The 16,602-nt window shown below is 75.9% G+C and carries 16 protein-coding genes and 1 riboswitch; of the genes, 8 read left to right on the top strand and 8 right to left on the bottom strand.

All coding sequences use genetic code 11. From position 1 onward, the window contains the following. Positions 1 to 349: 349 nt before the first annotated feature. The 8 genes from NT8_RS20820 to NT8_RS20855 all read left to right on the top strand — a co-directional run bounded on the left by NT8_RS20820 (position 350) and on the right by NT8_RS20855 (position 8,442). Positions 350 to 949 (top strand): MerR family transcriptional regulator, encoded by a 600-nt coding sequence (locus NT8_RS20820; RefSeq protein WP_067972320.1) that lies wholly within the window; start codon positions 350 to 352, stop codon positions 947 to 949. Positions 950 to 1,147: 198 nt separating this feature from the next. Then, positions 1,148 to 1,237: riboswitch (glycine riboswitch) on the top strand. A 107-nt stretch (positions 1,238 to 1,344) separates the two neighbouring features. Then, a complete protein-coding gene (gcvP, locus tag NT8_RS20825; protein ID WP_067972321.1) occupies positions 1,345 to 4,236 on the top strand; it encodes an aminomethyl-transferring glycine dehydrogenase in 2,892 nt (963 codons plus the stop codon). Positions 4,237 to 4,397: 161 nt separating this feature from the next. Next, a complete protein-coding gene (locus tag NT8_RS20830) occupies positions 4,398 to 5,036 on the top strand; it encodes a Uma2 family endonuclease (RefSeq protein WP_084469143.1) in 639 nt (212 codons plus the stop codon). A gap of 153 nt (positions 5,037 to 5,189) precedes the next feature. Continuing rightward, positions 5,190 to 6,371 (top strand): tetratricopeptide repeat protein, encoded by a 1,182-nt coding sequence (locus tag NT8_RS20835; RefSeq protein ID WP_067972324.1) that lies wholly within the window; start codon positions 5,190 to 5,192, stop codon positions 6,369 to 6,371. A gap of 329 nt (positions 6,372 to 6,700) precedes the next feature. Continuing rightward, positions 6,701 to 7,027, top strand: a complete 327-nt coding sequence (locus NT8_RS20840; RefSeq protein WP_067972327.1) for a PadR family transcriptional regulator — start codon at positions 6,701 to 6,703, stop codon at positions 7,025 to 7,027. After that, positions 7,024 to 7,371 carry a DUF1048 domain-containing protein gene (locus NT8_RS20845; protein WP_067972330.1) on the top strand — a complete coding sequence of 116 codons (348 nt, stop codon included), beginning with the start codon at positions 7,024 to 7,026 and terminating at the stop codon, positions 7,369 to 7,371. Before NT8_RS20840 ends, NT8_RS20845 begins: the two co-directional genes overlap by 4 nt. Positions 7,372 to 7,380: 9 nt before the next feature. After that, positions 7,381 to 7,707, top strand: coding sequence for a DUF1048 domain-containing protein (locus tag NT8_RS20850; protein WP_067972331.1), 327 nt, complete (start codon positions 7,381 to 7,383; stop codon positions 7,705 to 7,707). A gap of 129 nt (positions 7,708 to 7,836) precedes the next feature. Further along, on the top strand, positions 7,837 to 8,442 hold the full coding sequence (locus NT8_RS20855) for an alpha/beta hydrolase family protein (RefSeq protein ID WP_067972334.1): 606 nt from the start codon (positions 7,837 to 7,839) through the stop codon (positions 8,440 to 8,442). 110 nt (positions 8,443 to 8,552) lie between these two features. Here the strand turns inward: NT8_RS20855 and NT8_RS20860 are convergent, their stop codons facing one another. The 8 genes from NT8_RS20860 to NT8_RS20895 all read right to left on the bottom strand — a co-directional run. Then, positions 8,553 to 10,001 carry a TfuA-like protein gene (locus NT8_RS20860; protein WP_067972336.1) on the bottom strand — a complete coding sequence of 483 codons (1,449 nt, stop codon included), beginning with the start codon at positions 9,999 to 10,001 and terminating at the stop codon, positions 8,553 to 8,555. Then, the gene (locus tag NT8_RS20865) at positions 9,998 to 11,152 is read right to left on the bottom strand and encodes a YcaO-like family protein (protein ID WP_067972339.1); all 1,155 of its coding nucleotides are present in this window, start codon (positions 11,150 to 11,152) and stop codon (positions 9,998 to 10,000) included. Before NT8_RS20865 ends, NT8_RS20860 begins: the two co-directional genes overlap by 4 nt. Positions 11,153 to 11,279: 127 nt before the next feature. Then, positions 11,280 to 11,486 carry a hypothetical protein gene (locus NT8_RS20870; RefSeq protein ID WP_067972342.1) on the bottom strand — a complete coding sequence of 69 codons (207 nt, stop codon included), beginning with the start codon at positions 11,484 to 11,486 and terminating at the stop codon, positions 11,280 to 11,282. Between the two features lie 175 nt (positions 11,487 to 11,661). After that, positions 11,662 to 11,859, bottom strand: a complete 198-nt coding sequence (locus tag NT8_RS20875) for a DUF5999 family protein (protein WP_067972345.1) — start codon at positions 11,857 to 11,859, stop codon at positions 11,662 to 11,664. 194 nt (positions 11,860 to 12,053) lie between these two features. After that, positions 12,054 to 12,740 (bottom strand): endonuclease V, encoded by a 687-nt coding sequence (locus NT8_RS20880; RefSeq protein WP_067972348.1) that lies wholly within the window; start codon positions 12,738 to 12,740, stop codon positions 12,054 to 12,056. A gap of 242 nt (positions 12,741 to 12,982) precedes the next feature. Beyond that, entirely contained in the window at positions 12,983 to 14,407 is a 1,425-nt protein-coding gene (locus tag NT8_RS20885) for a threonine/serine exporter family protein (protein ID WP_067972351.1), read from the bottom strand. Between the two features lie 206 nt (positions 14,408 to 14,613). After that, positions 14,614 to 15,297: a response regulator gene (locus tag NT8_RS20890; RefSeq protein WP_067972354.1), complete on the bottom strand. Its 684-nt coding sequence runs from the start codon at positions 15,295 to 15,297 to the stop codon at positions 14,614 to 14,616. Positions 15,298 to 15,362: 65 nt separating this feature from the next. After that, a partial coding sequence (locus tag NT8_RS20895; RefSeq protein WP_067972361.1) for a sensor histidine kinase occupies positions 15,363 to 16,602 on the bottom strand: 1,240 nt, incomplete at its 5' end.

Genomic DNA, 16,602 nt, shown 5'->3' on the forward strand with positions numbered 1-16,602 from the left:
TGGCCGCGCCGCCCCGCCGACCCCGGCGGGACGGCGCGGCCGCCGGCATCGCCTACCGTGGAGGGGGACCGCCGCACCGGGCGGGCGCACCCCGCACCGGGCGGGCGCACCCCGCGCCGGGCGCGTCCGAGAACCATCGGATAGAGGTGGTGCGCGGCTCCGCTGACCGGGGGGTTGCGGATGGGCGGTGGACCGTCCGCAGGACTGTCCAAGACGTTCCACGACGCGCCGATGGCTGTCGTTGACGCTGTCCATCCGACCGGCTTACCTTCATTGTCGAAGGAACCCGCGGCGCACCCTTCGACCCCCCCTGTCAAACCGCCGTGGGCCGAGAAGCCGGAGGTTCGGCGTGGCGGTTACGAGCGGCAAGCAACAGACCTCCGCTCTCAGGCGAACAGCTATACGGCGAGCTGGAGAGCAGGGCCTGCTGTGCGAAGAGGACGTGGTGGCGCTGCCTATGGACGTCGGTTATCGCGGCCCCACGGCGTGTGCGGCCGCCGGAATCACCTACCGCCAACTCGACTACTGGGCGCGGACCCGGCTGGTCGAGCCCAGCGTGAAACCCGACGGCGGCGCCGGCGCGCCGCTGTACAGCTTCCGCGACATCCTGGTGCTCAAGGTCGTCAAGCGGCTGCTCGACACCGGCATCTCCCTCCAGCAGATCCGCACCGCGGTCGACCACCTGCGCTGCCGGGCCACCGCCGACCTCGCCCAGATCACCCTCATGAGCGACGGCGTCAGCGTCTACGAGTGCACCTCGCCCGATGAGGTCGTGGACCTGCTCCAGGGCGGGCAGGGCGTGTTCGGCATCGCCCTCGGCCGGGTGTGGCGGGAGCTGGAGGGGTCGCTGAGCGACTACCCCGGCGAGCGCCTGTCCGAGCCGCTGGCCGCCGACCCCCACCCCGCGGACGAACTCGCCCGGCGCCGCCGCGAGCGCAAGACCGGCTGACCGCGCGCCGCGCCCGCCCCTCCGGGCGCCGCGCCGTCGCCGTACCGGGCCGCCCCGCCCTCTGCCGCCCGCCGCCCCCGTGATCGAGTACGGTCGGGCGAGGGGCGCCGCACCCGCACCCGCCGGGCCACCCCGGTGCGCGGGCCACGTGCGCGTACCGTGGATAATGCAGTGATCGAACCAGGAGCAACCGGCCGCCGATACCGCGCGGGAGAGACCCCGGTCCGGGGCGCCGACGGGGCAATACTCCCCAGTAACCTCTCAGGCACAAGGGACCGCGCGGAGAAGGCCACTCTGGAGCGGTGGGCGTCGGCGCACGCCCGCGCCGCGGCCACGCGTGACAGAGGGGGAGACCAGAAGCCGCCGGCCCCGCCGGCCCGTGCGAGGAGGTCTCCATGCCGGAGCAGTCCCGTGAACGCCCCACCGCCGAACCCGCCCGCGGGTTCGCCGACCGCCACATCGGCCCCGACCCGGCCGAACTCGCCGAGATGCTCAAGACCGTCGGCTACGGCTCCACCGCCGAGCTGATGGCCGCCGCCGTCCCCGACAGCATCCTCACCGCGCCCGGCCGGCCCGCGCCGCTGCACCTGCCCGACGCCGCCGACGAGACCGGCGCCCTCGCCGAACTCCGCGCCCTCGCCGACCGCAACCAGGTCCTGACCTCGATGATCGGCCAGGGCTACTACGACACCACCACCCCGCCGGTCATCCTCCGCAACATCCTGGAGAACCCGGCCTGGTACACCGCCTACACCCCGTACCAGCCCGAGATCTCCCAGGGCCGGCTGGAGGCGCTGCTCAACTTCCAGACGATGGTGGCCGACCTCACCGGGCTGCCCGTCGCCGGGGCGTCCCTGCTGGATGAGGCCACCGCCGCCGCCGAGGCCATGACCCTGGCCCGCCGCGCCGGCCGCGCCAAGGGCAGCGCGTTCGTGGTCGACTCCGACGTGTTCCCGCAGACCCTCGCCGTGCTGCGCACCCGCGCCGAGCCGCTGGGCATCGACCTGGTCGTCGCCGACCTCTCCGAAGGGCTGCCCGACGCCGACGCGTTCGGCGTCCTCGTGCAGTACCCGGCCGCCAGCGGCCGGGTGGCCGACCCCACCCCCGTCATCGAGGCCGCCCACGAGCGGGGCGCCCTCGCCGTGGTCGCCGCCGACATCCTCGCCCTGACCCTGCTGCGCAGCCCCGGCGCGCTCGGCGCCGACATCGCCGTCGGGTCCACCCAGCGCTTCGGCGTACCCATGGGCTTCGGCGGGCCGCACGCCGGCTACATGTCGGTCCGCGAGGGCCTGCAGCGCCAGCTCCCGGGCCGCCTCGTCGGGGTGTCGGTCGACAACGCCGGCCGCCCCGCCTACCGGCTCGCCCTGCAGACCCGCGAGCAGCACATCCGCCGCGAGAAGGCCACCAGCAACATCTGCACCGCCCAGGTGCTGCTCGCCGTGATGGCCGGCATGTACGCCGTCTACCACGGGCCGCGCGGGCTGCGCGCGATCGCCGAGCGCGTGCACGGCCACGCCGTCCGCCTCGCCGACGCGCTCGCCGACCGCGGCCTGCCGGTGCTGCACGACGCCTTCTTCGACACCGTGCGGGTGCGGGTCCCCGCCCGGGCCGCCGCCGTGGTCGCCGCCGCCCGCGAGCGCGGCGTCAACCTGCTGCGGGTGGACGAGCACACCGTCGGGATCTCCTGCGACGAGACCACCGTCCCCGCCCACGTCGACGCGGTCCTCGCCGCGTTCGGCGGCACCGACGGCGGCACCCGCGCGGCGGCGGCCGGGCGCGGCGCCACCCTGCCCGAGGGGCTGCGGCGCGGCGTCGACTACCTCGACCACCCGGTGTTCTCCACGCACCGCAGCGAGACCTCGCTGCTGCGGTACATGCGCCGCCTCGCCGACAAGGACCTGGCGCTGGACCGCACCATGATCCCGCTCGGCTCCTGCACCATGAAGCTCAACGCCACCGCCGAGATGGAGGCCATCACCTGGCCCGAGTTCGCGCGGCTGCACCCGCTGGCCCCGCTGGACCAGGCGGCGGGCAGCGTCGCGGTCGTCCGCGACCTGGAGAAGTGGCTGGCCGAGGTCACCGGCTACGACGCGGTGTCGCTCCAGCCCAACGCCGGCTCCCAGGGCGAACTCGCCGGCCTGCTCGCCATCCGCGGCTACCACCGCGGCCGCGGCGACGCCGGCCGCGACGTCTGCCTCATCCCCAGCTCCGCCCACGGCACCAACGCGGCCAGCGCCGTCATGGCGGGCATGCGCGTGAGCGTGGTGGCGTGCGACGACGGCGGCAACGTCGACCTCGCCGACCTGCGCGCCAAGCTGGACAAGCACGGCGACCAGGTCGCCGCGATCATGGTGACCTACCCGTCGACGCACGGCGTCTTCGAGGACACCATCACCGAGGTCTGCCGCCTGGTGCACGAGGCCGGCGGGCAGGTCTACGTCGACGGCGCCAACTTCAACGCGCTGCTCGGCTGGGCCAAGCCCGGCGAGTTCGGGGCCGACGTCAGCCACCTCAACCTGCACAAGACGTTCTGCATCCCGCACGGCGGCGGCGGCCCGGGCGTCGGCCCGGTCGCGGTGCGCTCCCACCTCGCCGGCTACCTGCCCAACCACCCGGGTCAGCCCGAGGCCGGGCCCTACACCGGGGTGGGCCCGGTGTCGGCGGCGCCGTTCGGTTCGGCGGGCATCCTGCCGATCTCGTGGGCCTACGTCCGCATGATGGGCGGCGACGGCCTGCGGGCCGCCACCGAGGCGGCGGTCCTCGTCGCCAACTACGTGGCCAAGCGGCTGGAGCCGTACTTCCCGGTGCTCTACACGGGCGCGGGCGGGCTGGTCGCCCACGAGTGCATCATCGACCTGCGGCCGCTCACCAAGCAGACCGGCGTCACCAACGAGGACGTCGCCAAGCGGCTCATCGACTACGGGTTCCACGCCCCGACCATGTCGTTCCCGGTGGCGGGCACCCTCATGGTGGAGCCCACGGAGAGCGAGAACCTCGCCGAGCTGGACCGGTTCATCGACGCGATGATCGCCATCCGCGGCGAGATCGACCGGGTCGCCGACGGCACCTACGACCGCGAGGACAACCCGCTGCGCAACGCCCCGCACACCGCCGAGGCGGTCACCGCCGACGAGTGGACCCGCGGCTACCCGCGCAGCGAGGGCGCCTACCCGCTGCCGGAGCTGCGCGCCCACAAGTACTGGTCCCCGGTCGGCCGCATCGACCAGGCCTACGGCGACCGCAACCTCGTCTGCGCCTGCCCGCCCCCGGAGGCCTTCGAGGACTAGCCCCACCGGCGGCGCCGGTCCACGCGACAGCGGCCGGCGCCGCCGCCCCGCGCGGCGGAGGCCCGGTGCCCCGGCACCTTCCTAGGATGGGAAGCACGAGCGGGAACCCTCCCATTCGGCACTGCAACGTCATCGCTCCGTGACAGGATGTGATCGCCCATATGACCGAGCACGAGGAGCCGGAGATGACGATGCTCGCCGCCCGCTCTGCGGCCCCGTCCGCGGACTCGCCGGTGTCCGAGGAACTCTTCGCCGCGCTCGACGCGCTCAACGTGCCGCGCGGCTTCCGAGCCGAGATCCTGGACGGAAACCAGATCACCGTGTCGCCCTCTCCCGCAGGCAAGCACCAGCGCAACGTCCGCGCCCTCGATCGGCAGATCGTCCCCCATCTGCCCGACGGCTACGACAACGAGACGGCGCTGGAAATCCGCATCCCCCGCCTGCTGCGCAGCGTGATGCCCGACCTGTTCGTCGCGCCCGTCGAGGTGCTGGCCACCGACGACCACTGCATCCCGCCCGACGACGTCCTGCTGGTCGCCGAGGTGGTGTCCCGGGGCAACCCCGGCAACGACCGCGTCCTCAAGCTGGACGTGTACGCCCGCGCGGGCATCGACATCTACCTGCTGGTCGACCCGATCGCGGGTACCACCACGCTGTTCACCAACAGCGACGGCACCACCTACAAGGACACCGTCGTCCGCGACTTCGGCGAGAAGCTGGTCGTCCCCGACCCCTTCGGCTTCGACCTCGACACCAGCGCGTTCCTGCCCTACGGCACTCCGGGGGGATCGACGGCGTAAAGGCGGCCTTCGAAGTGGTGTCCGGCCGGGGACACCCGGGGCCGTGGCGGTGGGGGAGGGGGTGTGACGCGCTAGTCTCCGAGGGACACCGCCCGACCACGGCCGCGCGTCGGCGGCCCCCGGGCACCGCCCCCTGCTGGAAAGTGGCCCGTCATGACCGCGACGTCCGGAACCTCCACCCACGACGCCGCCGGAGACGAACCCGAGTTCGCGAGCCTGTGCGACCAGGCGCGGGACCTCGCCGAGACCGGACACCTCAAACGCGCGGCACAGGTCTACGAGCAGGTGCTGGAAGGCGGTTCGCGGCGCTACCGGGCGCTCGCCGCCCTCGGTCTGGCCGTCGTCCGGCACGACCTCGGTGAGACGGCCGCGGCGCGGGACGCCGCCCGCACCGCCATCGACACCGGCCACCCCGAGTACGCGCCCCGCGCCGCCTACCACCTCGCCCTGTCGTACGAGGGCGACGGCCGGAGCGCCGAGGCCGCCGACGCCTGGCGCACGGTGCTCGACGGCGGGAACGACCGCTACCACCCGGCCGCCCACCACGGGCTGGCCCGCATCGCCGAAGAGCGGGGCGACACCGCGGCCGCCGAGGAGCACTGGCGTCGGGTGCTCGGCAGCGGGGACCCCGACATCGTGCCCGAGGCGGCCCACGACCTGGCCGGCCGGCTGCTCGCCCGGGGCGACGTCGACGGCGCTGCCGAGGCCGTCGAGCACGGGCTCGCGGCGGGGGAGCACCCCGGTCTGCGGCTGCTGCTCGGGGCCGTGCACGTCGAGCGCGCGATCGCCGCGTTCGGGGCGGTCGTCGGCGGCGGCGGGGGCCGGGACGGCGCCGACGAGGGCCCCGCCGCCGACCCCGCCACCACGGGCACGGCGGTCGAACTGCTCGCCCGGCTGCTCGCCGTCCGCGGCGACGCCGAGGCGGCCGGACAGGTGTGGGAGGAGGGCCTGGAGCACCGGGGGGAGGACGTCGGGGCGGAGGTCCGCGCCCGGCTGCGCCGGGGCTTCCTCGCCCCCGATCCCGACACCGACGCCCCCGAACCCGGCGCGGCCTGGTGGGAGCCCTACGTCGAGGCGGCGGTGGCCCAGGACAGCGCGCCCATGCTCACGGGTGAGCTGTTCGTCGCGCTGAACGGCATGTACACCCGGATGGCGGTCGCCCTGGCGGGCAACGAGTCGGCCGCCGGGCTGCGCCGCGCCGCCGAGGAGGCGGTGCGCACCCCCAGCGCCTACGTGTGGGGGCGGTCGCTGCACGACGACTTCCGCGAGCGCCTCCGGATCGCGTCGGGCAGCCGCACGGACATCCTCCCCGCGAACTGGCCCGACCCCGAGTGACCGCCGGCGGGGGCGCGGGGACCACCCCCCGCCCCCACAGGCGGTGGTGACCGGCCCCCACGCGGAAGCAGACCGACGACGGGGACGGGGCGCCCGCCCCCCCACGTGGACACCGCGCGTGGCAATGGGCCGGCCGGCGGCGCGGTCCTCCCGCGTCCGTGCTCGTCCGTCCCCGCGCGGGCGGACGACCCCGCGCGCCGTCCGGGAAGCGGACCGCCGGTCGGCCCTTCTCGGTCATCGGGCGGGGAGCCTTGTGCCTCCACTACTTCGTGGTACTGTATAGCTGTACTCGTTGATACGGAGTACCGGAGGAATCGAAGGAGGTCGCGATGGACGACCTGAGGGAGATGCTGAAGGGCACGCTGGAGGGCTGCGTGCTGGAGATCATCGGCGGCGAGGAGACCTACGGGTACGCGATCACGCGCCGGCTCAACGACCTCGGCTTCGCCGACGTGGTCGAAGGGACCGTCTACACCATCCTGCTGCGGCTGGAGAAGGGCGGGCTCGTCACCGTGACGAAGCGGCCATCCGAGAAGGGGCCGCCGCGCAAGTTCTACGCGCTCAACGACGCCGGGCGGGCCGAACTCGCCCGATTCTGGGAGAAGTGGGAGTACCTCTCATCACGCATCGACAAGCTCAAGGAGGGCGGACGATGAACATCTGGACGGCCATGACGGGCAGCGACCTCACCCGGGAGTGGAAGGCGTTCGAGGCACGGGCCACGGCACTGCCGGCCGACCACCGGGCGGCCTGGGACCAGATCGTCGCCCACCTCTTCCCCTACGGGAACTTCACGGGCCGCAACCTCATGCCGATCGTCGACGGCGCCCTGGGGCTGCTCGAAGAGGCGGCGGCGGACGGGCAGAGCAGCCGCGAGGTGCTGGGCGACGACATCCCCGGCTTCTGCGCGGCCCTGGCCGGCGGCGAGGGCGCCCGCAACCACCGCGACCGGTGGCGCGAGCAGTTGAACAGGAACGTCGCCCGGAAACTGGGCCGGTAGGAGGCTGACGTGGGAATCCAGGACATCATCGAGGGCAAGCGGCAGTGGCGGGCGCACGTGGCGCGCGTGAAGGCGCTGCCGCCGGACTACCAGATCGTCTACAACGAGATGCAGAAGTACTACTTCAAGGTCGGACCGGTCGACCTGACGGAGGGCGACCTGCTGGGCGGCATCCTCGAATTCTTCGAGGAGGGCGCCGCGTCCGGAAAGGGGGTCCTGGACCTCATCGGCACCGACGTCGCCGCCTTCGCCGACGGGCTGATCAAGGACTCGCGCACCTACGCGGAGCTCTACCAGGAGTCCGCCGGCGGGCAGGCCGGCCCGGCCGGGAAGTGACACCCGTCGGAGCGGGGCACCGGCGTGCGCGCCGCCGGACCCCGGCCGGCGCGCGCGGGTGGCCCGGTCGCGTGCGGACCCCCGCCGCCCGCGCGGACGGCGCCGGGCACCGGCGGCTAGGTTGAGGGCATGCAGATCGACACGCCGCAGGGGCCGGCGCTGGTGGACGTCGACGCCCCCGACGGGGACGCCCGCTACCTCCTCGTGATCACGCACGGCGCCGGGGGAGGGGTCGATGCCGCCGACATCACCGCCGTGTGCGCGGCCGTGGTGGCCGGCGGCGGGGCGGCGGCCCGGGTGACACAGCCCTACCGGGTGGCCGGGCGGCGCATGCCCGGCTCCCGCACCGGTCCACAGGACGAGGCGTGGCGCGCGGTCGTCACCCGCCTGCGCGCGGACGCGCGGTGGGCCGGCGTTCCGCTCGTCCTCGCCGGACGCAGCAACGGGGCGCGGGTCGCCTGCCGCACCGCCGCCGATCTGGGCGCGGCCGCCGTGGTGGCGCTGGCGTTCCCGCTGCACCCGCCGAACAACCCCGACCGCTCGCGCGCGCCCGAGCTGCGCGGGGCGGGCGTGCCCACGCTCGTGGTCAACGGCGACCGCGACCCGTTCGGGGTGCCCGACCCCGGCGACGCCACCACCCTCCTGGTGCGTCCGGGGGAGCGCCACGATCTCGCCAAGGACCCGGGGGCGGTGGCCGAGGCCGTCGCCGACTGGATCCCCCGCCACCTGCCCTGACCGCCCCCTCCGGGGGTGCCCGATGCCGGTGCCGCCGTGCCGCCGTGCCGCCGTGCCGACGCGCGGCGGGCGGTCGGCGCTGGTCGGGCGGCCGGACCGCGGAACGGGGCTCAGGCGGGCGCGTCCACGCGGCCCGAGAAGTACAGGTAGAAGCCGCGCGCGGCCTCGACGGCGCCCCCGGCGTCGAAGAAGCCGCGGTCGCGCGCCGCGGCGTCCAGGGCGCCGGGGTCGTCGGCCGGGACGCGCCAGACCTCGGCCAGATGGGCGGCGAGCAGGTCCGGCCGCAGCCGGTGCACCGAGCGGTGCGGCGCCGACGCGGCGACGACCGCGTTCACCCGCCAGGCGGTCAGCACCGCCGCCGCGCTGTCGATGCCCGGGTCCAGCAGGTGGGCGGCCGCCGCGCCGGTGAACCGGGGATGGCCCGTCGACGGGAGCCGCGCCGACCGCACGAGCAGGCGGAGCAGGCGTTCGCGGGCGTCGTCGAGCGCCAGGTCCGCCGGGGTCAGCCAGTAGGCGGCCCGCGCGGGCGGCAGCGCCTCCAGGGAGAGGCCGCGTCCGCGCGCCACCGCGATGGCGCGGTCCGCCACCGACCGCGGCGCGGCGGCCGGGTCCGGCCCCGCGTCCGCCGCCGGGGCGGGTACCGGGACCGCCGACCCCGCGCCGGTGCGCGCCGTGCGGTCGGCCGGCTCCGGCGGGCCGGCGGGGGCGGCGTCGCCCGCGATCCAGGCCAGCACGTGGGCGCGCCAGCGCGCCGGGAAGCCGGGGTCGTACAGCTGCTGGTGCTGGAGTTCGGCGGCGACGGGCACCGGGCCGCCGGCGCCGCCCCGGGCGCGGTAGCGGGACGTCCACAGCCGGGCCTGCGGCGTCTCCCACGCCGTGTCGACCCACGCGCCGGTGTCCGGGGCGGGGAGCCCCCGCGCCACCGCCGCGAGCGCGGCGAGGGCGTCGGCGTGCTTCAGCCCCCCGCTGCCGGTGGTCGGGCCGTCCGGCCCCGCCCACCAGGCGCGCACCGCGGCGGGCAGGTCGGCCGCGGCCTCGGCGGCGCGGCGCAGCGCGGCGCCGCCGCGCAGGGGGTAGGGGATCGCGCGGGCGAGGGCGAGCAGCCGGTCCGCGTCGGCCCGGCGGAGCGCGCCGCACGCCACACCGTCGTCGAGCGCGCCGCGCACGTCCACCAGCGCCACCGACAGCGGGCGCAGGTCGTCCGGCGTGTGCGCGACGGCGACCTCGTCGTCGCCGTCGATCACGCCGTCGCGGTACATGGCGAAGACCCGCCCGAGGCCGACCATGCCGTAGGGGTGGAGTTCGGCGGCGCGCAGCGCCCCCATGCTCGCCGCGCCCGCCACGGTGACGCCGTCGGCGAGCAGCCGCAGGATCTCCTTGTGCCGCACCGGGGCGGTCGCGTGGAAGACGCCGTCCAGCAGCAGCACCGTGTCGCCGGGCCGCGGATCGAGGGTGAGGAGGTCGCCGTGGCGCACCGGCGGGTACCGGCGCGCGTCGGGGAGGACGGCGGCGACCTCGGCGGGGGTCGCGCTGGGGCCGTGGAACACGTGCACGGTCACGCGGCCGGCCCTCCCGCCGCCGGGCGCGCCGCGTTCCGGTCGTGGGTGTGCCGCATCCCCGGGCACACGGTCTTGACCACGGCGAACTCCGCCCGGTCGGCCAGGACCACGCGCATCGGCGCCGCGCCGGTCAGGTCGCGGACGAGGCGGGCCAGCCGGTCGGCCTCGGCGGTGTCGGTGTCGGCGGGCGGCAGGGTGCGGGGCGGCCGCACCTCCGCCCAGTCGACCGTGCCCCCGCCGGACGGCGCGGGGCGCGGGAAGTCGCCCGTGAGGTAGGCGGCGGCGCCGATGTCGTCGCGCGATCCGACGATCTGGGTGAGCCGCGACTGCGCGGCCTCGGTGAGCGCCCGGGACAGCGCGATCGCCGGATCGCCGTGCGCCCCCTGCCCGTGCACGACCGTCGACGCCAGGTCCTCGTGCCACACGCGGACCGCCGCGCACGGCACACCGGACCGGTTGGGCACGTCCTCGATCTCCAGCCGGCACCCGGCCGCGAGGATGCGGCCGATGAGGTCGGCGCAGTGGGGGTCGTCCACGCTGAGGGGGTCGACGCGGCGGCGGCGCTCCGGGGGAGCCCCGGCGACGGCGTCGCGCTCGATCACCTCGTACAGGGCGTGGACGGTGGCCTCGGCGACGGTGTTGCCGGACGCCAGGCCGTTGGAGGAGGTGGTCAGGCCGGGCACGTCCCAGGCGTCGGGGGCGGGGCCGAGGTCGACGGCGGCGCGGGGTACCGGTACCGGGGTGCCGTCCGGCAGGGCCGTGGCCTCGATCCAGTCCAGCCGGGTGTGCGGGGTGACCAGGTGGCCCTCGGGCCACTCCAGTTCGGTGACGTCGTAGGGCGGGTCCAGGTCGGCGGCGGGCACCGCGCGCAGCGTCGGGGCCGGCACCGCGTTCTCGGCGTGCCACAGCTCGATCGCCTCCATGGCGGCCGAGACGCGGGCCAGGACCGGGCCGGCGCCCTTGCCCTGGGAGACCGACAGTGTGGCGGCGAGCGGCCGCACCGACATCACCACGGGGATGCCGATCACGTCCAGGCCGGTGACGTCGGCGAGGCGCGTGATGCCGTAGTCCGCCAGCAGCGGGGCGATGGCGGCGTCCGTCTCCTCCGGCGGCCGGACCCGGTGGGTGCCGGTGAAGAAGACCTTGCGCACGTCGTCCCTCGGATGGCTCGGTGTCGTGTGGAGGTGGTGCGGCGGCGCGCGGGCGGGCCGCCCTTGGGCACGCGCCGACCGCCCGCCCGCCACGAGGGCGGACGGCGGGCGCGGACGGGGGCGCCGCCTAGCGGGGCGTGCCCGGCATGGCGTTGTCGGCGCTGTAGGCGGCCGGGGCGCGGTCGGTGAAGAGGGCGTCGATGCCGGTGGGGACGGCGGTCTCGTCGCGCAGGCCCGACCCCGGCAGGTGCGGCGTGTGGCTCTCGCCGCTGTAGTGCGTCGGAGCGGCGGGGGAGAAGAGGGCGTCGAGGTCGGTCGCTGTACGGGGGGCCATGTGCGCGTCCTGTCCGTGGAGGCCGGGGGGTGCGCGCCGCCGGTCCGGGCAGCGCGCCGACACCCTAAGGCAGACCGGGGCGCGGAACAAGATCACCCGCGTGGCCGCGCGGTGGCGGGGCGTGTCGCACCGGCGCGCCCGCGGGCGCGCGCGGTGGCTTCCGGGGCCGTCCGGGTCAGGCGGCGGTGCGGATGTCGGTGGGCCGGTGCGGGGCGATGACGCCGCCGTCGGGGAGCAGTTCCCCGGTGTCCTCGAAGACCACGACACCGTTGCACAGCAGGCTCCAGCCCTGCTCGGGGTGGCTGGCGACCAGGCGCGCGGCCTCGCGGTCGAGATGGTCGTACGGCGGACAGGCGGGATCGTGCTGGCACATGGTGTGCTCCGGTTCGGTCGTCGGTCATCGTGTCGCGGCGCGCGCGGCCGTTCGTACTCTAGCGCTCCAGTGGCCCTCGTCACACCGTTTCACATCCTCCGGGGATACGACGTCCCGCGACACGGCTTCGACCCGGTCCGGCCGCGTTACGGCCGGTTCCGGCCGACCGCCGAACCGGACGCGCCGCCGGCGCGTCAAAGGCGCGCCAGCACGTCCCGCGACAGCCGGTCGGCCCGCCGGACGGGTTCGGGCAGCCGGAACTCCGGGGCGAGCCGCAGGGTGAGCGCGGTCGCCCCCTCCAGGTCGGTGCGGTGCCCCACCGACACGTACACCGGCCGCACCCCGGTGCGGGTGCGCAGCGCCCGCCCCACCACCTCGCCGCCGTCCACCAGCGGCGTCCACGACCCCCGCTCCCCGCCCGGGTCCGGCGCCGCCCCCACGAACGGGGACTTGCCGACCCCGAACGCGGGCCGGTCGAGCAGCACCCCGAAGTGGCAGGCGAGCCCGAACCGGCGCGGGTGGGCCCGGCCGAACCCGTCGCACACGAAGACGTCGGGCACCGTGGACAGCGACGTCACCGCCTCCAGCAGCGGGGGCAGCTCGCGGAACGCGAACAGCCCCGGCACGTAGGGGAAGCGGGGCCGGGCGACGGCGGTCGCGGTGTCCACGACCTCCAGGGTGCGCGCGGACAGCACCACCGCCGCCGCCACCAGGCGGTCGTCGCCGGGGGCGTAGGTGACGTCGAGCCCGCACACCAGCTCCACCGCGTCGGCGTCGATCGGCTCGACGCGCACGCGCGGGGCGAGCCGCACCTGTTCGGCGCGCGCCTCCTCGGCGTCGGCGGGCCAGGCGGGGGAGGGGTCGGGAACGGCGGCGCTCATGGGGGCACACGGTAGCGGACGGCCGCCCGCGCCGGTCCGCCGATGCGGGGTCCGACGGCGGCACGACCCGGGGCGGCCGACGGTGCCCGGCGCGGCACACCACCGCGCCCGGCCGGACGCGCGTCCGCCGCGCGGCCGGCCCGGCGGCCGCCCCGGGCCCGCGCGGCGCCCCGGACGTCGACCGCGGACCGGCGCCCCGCTCGGACCGCCCCGCTCGGACCGCCCCGCTCGGACCGCCCCGCTCAGATCGCGCCGCGGCTGCGCCGCGCGGCGGGCCGACCGCGCCGCCCCGACCCGGCCAGGCCGCCCCGCTGGAACGCGCGCACCAGCTCCCCGCCGAGGTTCACCCCGGCGCCCAGCGCCAGCCCGATCGCCACCGCCTCCGACACGCTGAGCAGCCCGTCGACGGCGTGCCCCAGGGTGATCTCCAGCAGCCCCCGGTACAGGGTGCTGCCCGGCAGCAGCGGGGCGATCGCGGGGATGACGTAGGGCAGCACCGGCCGCCGCGTGCGCGTGGCCAGCCAGTGCCCCGCCATGCCGATGACGACCGCCCCCACCACCGTGCCCATGATCGGCGGCGCGTCGGCGGCGAACCGCACCGCCGCGTAGATCACCCAGATGAGCACGCCCATCACGCCGATGGCCGGCAGCATCCGCGGCGGCACGGTCAGCGACACCGCGAACGCCATCGCGATGCCCGCCGCGCCGATCAGCACCGGCAGCTCCACGCTGGTGCCCGCCGACGGCAGGTTGTCCAGGTCCATGTCGACGCCCAGCCGCACCGCCGTGTAGGCGACCGCGCCGACGCCCGACACGATCGCGCCCAGGGTGAAGAACACCTCCAGCAGCCGGGCCGTGGCCGACACGTAGCTGCCGCTGATGCCGTCCTGCAGGCTCGACACCAGCGGCCGCCCCGGCAGCAGCGCCATGATGTTGCCGGTGATGATCGCGCCCGCGTGCAGCCCCAGGCCGAGCTGGGCGCTCGCCCACAGCAGCGCCACCCCGATGACCGACGCCGTCACCGCCGCCGCCGTCATCTGGTAGAACTCCGCCACCCCGCGCCGCGCCAGGAACGCCGACGCGCGGTCGCCCAGCACGGTCGCCAGGAACGCGGCGGCGGCGACGATGAACTGGCCGCCGACCATGAGGCTCGCGCTGGAGGCGATGAGCCCGAACCCGGTCACGATGAGCCAGTTCGGGTAGGGCGGCCGCGCCCGCTTGATGGCCCGCAGCCGGGCCACCGCCCCCTCCAGCTCCAACTGGCCCAGCGCGGCGTCCTGCACGAGCGTGTGCAGCTCGTTGACCCGGAAGTAGTCGAGGGTGCGCCGCCGCACCACCCGTTCACCGGTGATCGGCGGGTGGTCGGGCCCCGGGTGCGTCGACAGGGTGAGCGCGGTGAAGGTGACCGACACCTCCGAGCGCGGCAGCTCGAAGGCGACGGAGAGGCTGAGCATCGCCTCGCTCACCGCCTCGGTGCTCTCGCCGCTGGCGAGCATCAGCTCGCCGACGCGCAGCACCAGGTCGATGGCGCGCGGGTCGGGCAGCTCGGCGGCGTCGTCGTCGAGGCCCTCGGCGTGCAGCTCGGACTCCCGAGCCGCGCGCCAGTCCCTCAGGCGGCTCAGCAGATTGGTCTCGTTCAGCGGGAGCGGCGGCGGGTTCTCGGCCATCAGCGGCTCTCGACACCTCCTCGGCGGGCGTGTGCGGCGTGCGGACGCGGCCGCACCCGCGGCGCGGCCACGCGGGAGGACGCCCGGTGCCGCCCGCGGGTTGGCGTCCGGCCCCGCCATGGGGCGGTGAGGTCGGTCACCGGCCCGCGTCCCCGCGCACCCCTACCCGCAACGGGCCCCTCGGACCCCGGACGGTCGCGGCCGGGTCAGTCGTCGGACTCCCCGGGGCGCACGATCCCGGTCTCGTAGGCGTGCACCACCGCCTGCACCCGGTCGCGCAGCCCCAGCTTGGTCAGCACGTTGCCGACGTGGGTCTTGACGGTGGTCTCGCTGACCACCAGGCGGCGCGCGATCTCGGCGTTGGACAGCCCGCGCGCCAGCAGCCGCAGCACCTCGCGCTCGCGCTCGGTGAGGATGTCCAGCCGTGTCGGGGGGCGCTCGCGCGTGGACGGCAGCTTGTCGCCGAACCGGTCGAGCAGCCGCCGCGTGATGGTGGGGGCGACGATCGCCGCGCCCTCCGACACCACCCGGATGGCGCCCACCAGCTCGTCGGGCGGCACGTCCTTGAGCAAAAACCCGCTGGCGCCCGCCCGCAGCGCCTCGACCACGTACTCGTCCAGGTCGAACGTCGTCAGCACGAGCACCCGCACCTGCTGCCCGGCGTCGGCCGCCCACGCCAGGATCTCCCGGGTGGCGTCGATGCCGTCCTTGCCCGGCATGCGGATGTCCATGAGGACCACGTCGGGCAGCAGCCGCTTGGCGGCGGCGACGGCGGCCCTGCCGTCGGCGGCCTCGCCGACGACCGAGACCTCGGGTTCCGACTCCAGGATGAGGCGGAACCCCGTGCGGAGGAGGGGCTGGTCGTCGACGAGCAGGACGCTGATGGGCATATCCCGATTGTGGCCGATCCGCCGCACCCCCGGGGCTCCGGCCCGCTCCCCGCCCCCGGCGGCGCTCACACCGGGGGACGCAGCGGCAGCCGCGCCCGCACCTCGAACCCGCCGCCCGGGCGGGGCCCGGCGTGCAGCCGGCCGCCGAACAGCGCCACCCGCTCGCGCATCCCCAGCAGCCCGTGCCCCGGCTCGTCGGCCGCCAACCGGTCGGGGTCGGGGCCGGCGCCGTCGTCCTCGACGGCCACGTCGACGGCCGACGCCTCGAACCGTAGGGTGACCACCGCCGACGCGCCCTCGCCGGCGTGCTTGAGCACGTTGGTGAGCGACTCCTGCACCACCCGGTACAGGGTGAGGTCCAGGCCGGGCGGCAGCACCGGCGGCCGGCCCTCGGTGCTGAGCTCCACCGGGATACCCGTCTCCGTCACCTGGCGTACCAGGTCGGCCAGGCCCTCCAGGCCGGGCTGCGGGTCGCGGTCGGGGTCGCCGGACTCGGCCGCCCGCAGCACCCCCACGATCCGCCGCATCTCCGACAGCGCCTGCCGGCCGGTCTCCTCGATCTCGACCAGCGTCTGGCGGGCCCGCTCCGGCGACCGGTCGATGACCCGCCGCCCCGCGGTCGCCTGCACCGTCATGACGCTCACGTGGTGCGCCACCACGTCGTGCAGCTCGCGGGCGATGCGGGAGCGCTCCTCGGCCAGGGCGGCGCGCGCGTGGGCGTCGCGGGCGCGCTCCAGCCGCTCGGCGCGGGCGCTCAGCTCGGCGACGTGGAACGCGCGCATGCGCACCAGCCGCCCCACCCACCAGGACGCCATGATCCACCCCAGGTAGACCAGGTAGGTCATCCACTGGGCCCCGTTGAGCTGGAAGCCCTCCGGGAACACCGGCGCCCCCACCGTGACGACGAGGTCGAGCACCACGCCCGCGGCCAGGCCGGCCAGCGCCCGCGCCAGCGGAAGGTAGCGGCCCACCGAGTACGCGGCCACCGCCGTCCCCGGGCCGACCACCCCCCACAGGAACAGGCCGGTGACGTCGCCGACGAACCCGCCGAGCACCAGCACCACCAGGGTGGTGAGCGGCAGGAACCGGCGCAGGGTGAGGACCAGCGCCAGGACCGCCCCCGCGAGGTGGCCCGTCGTCCAGATGTCGGGGAAGTCCGCCGGGGACTGCGACGCCGCCGCGCCGACCAGCGCCGAGTTGACCGCGATCGCCATGGCCACGGCGATGACGTCGGTGAACCAGGCCCGCGGCGCGGACGGCATCCACCGGCGGGCGGGCCGCCCGCCGGACGCGGGCCCGCCCGCC

It is taken from the genome of Nocardiopsis trehalosi NBRC 14201 (assembly GCF_001552555.1).
In the GTDB taxonomy this organism is placed as follows: domain Bacteria; phylum Actinomycetota; class Actinomycetes; order Streptosporangiales; family Streptosporangiaceae; genus Nocardiopsis_B; species Nocardiopsis_B trehalosi.

Excerpts from the sequence above, each read along its gene's own strand:
- gcvP (WP_067972321.1), top strand. The coding sequence starts at position 1,345 with ATGCCGGAGCAGTCCCGTGAACGCCCCACCGCCGAACCCGCCCGCGGG.
- NT8_RS20830 (WP_084469143.1), top strand. The coding sequence starts at position 4,398 with ATGACCGAGCACGAGGAGCCGGAGATGACGATGCTCGCCGCCCGCTCT.
- NT8_RS20835 (WP_067972324.1), top strand. The coding sequence starts at position 5,190 with ATGACCGCGACGTCCGGAACCTCCACCCACGACGCCGCCGGAGACGAA.
- NT8_RS20840 (WP_067972327.1), top strand. The coding sequence starts at position 6,701 with ATGGACGACCTGAGGGAGATGCTGAAGGGCACGCTGGAGGGCTGCGTG.
- NT8_RS20845 (WP_067972330.1), top strand. The coding sequence starts at position 7,024 with ATGAACATCTGGACGGCCATGACGGGCAGCGACCTCACCCGGGAGTGG.
- NT8_RS20855 (WP_067972334.1), top strand. The coding sequence starts at position 7,837 with ATGCAGATCGACACGCCGCAGGGGCCGGCGCTGGTGGACGTCGACGCC.
- NT8_RS20870 (WP_067972342.1), bottom strand. The coding sequence starts at position 11,486 with ATGGCCCCCCGTACAGCGACCGACCTCGACGCCCTCTTCTCCCCCGCC.
- NT8_RS20875 (WP_067972345.1), bottom strand. The coding sequence starts at position 11,859 with ATGTGCCAGCACGATCCCGCCTGTCCGCCGTACGACCATCTCGACCGC.
- NT8_RS20880 (WP_067972348.1), bottom strand. The coding sequence starts at position 12,740 with ATGAGCGCCGCCGTTCCCGACCCCTCCCCCGCCTGGCCCGCCGACGCC.
- NT8_RS20885 (WP_067972351.1), bottom strand. The coding sequence starts at position 14,407 with ATGGCCGAGAACCCGCCGCCGCTCCCGCTGAACGAGACCAATCTGCTG.
- NT8_RS20890 (WP_067972354.1), bottom strand. The coding sequence starts at position 15,297 with ATGCCCATCAGCGTCCTGCTCGTCGACGACCAGCCCCTCCTCCGCACG.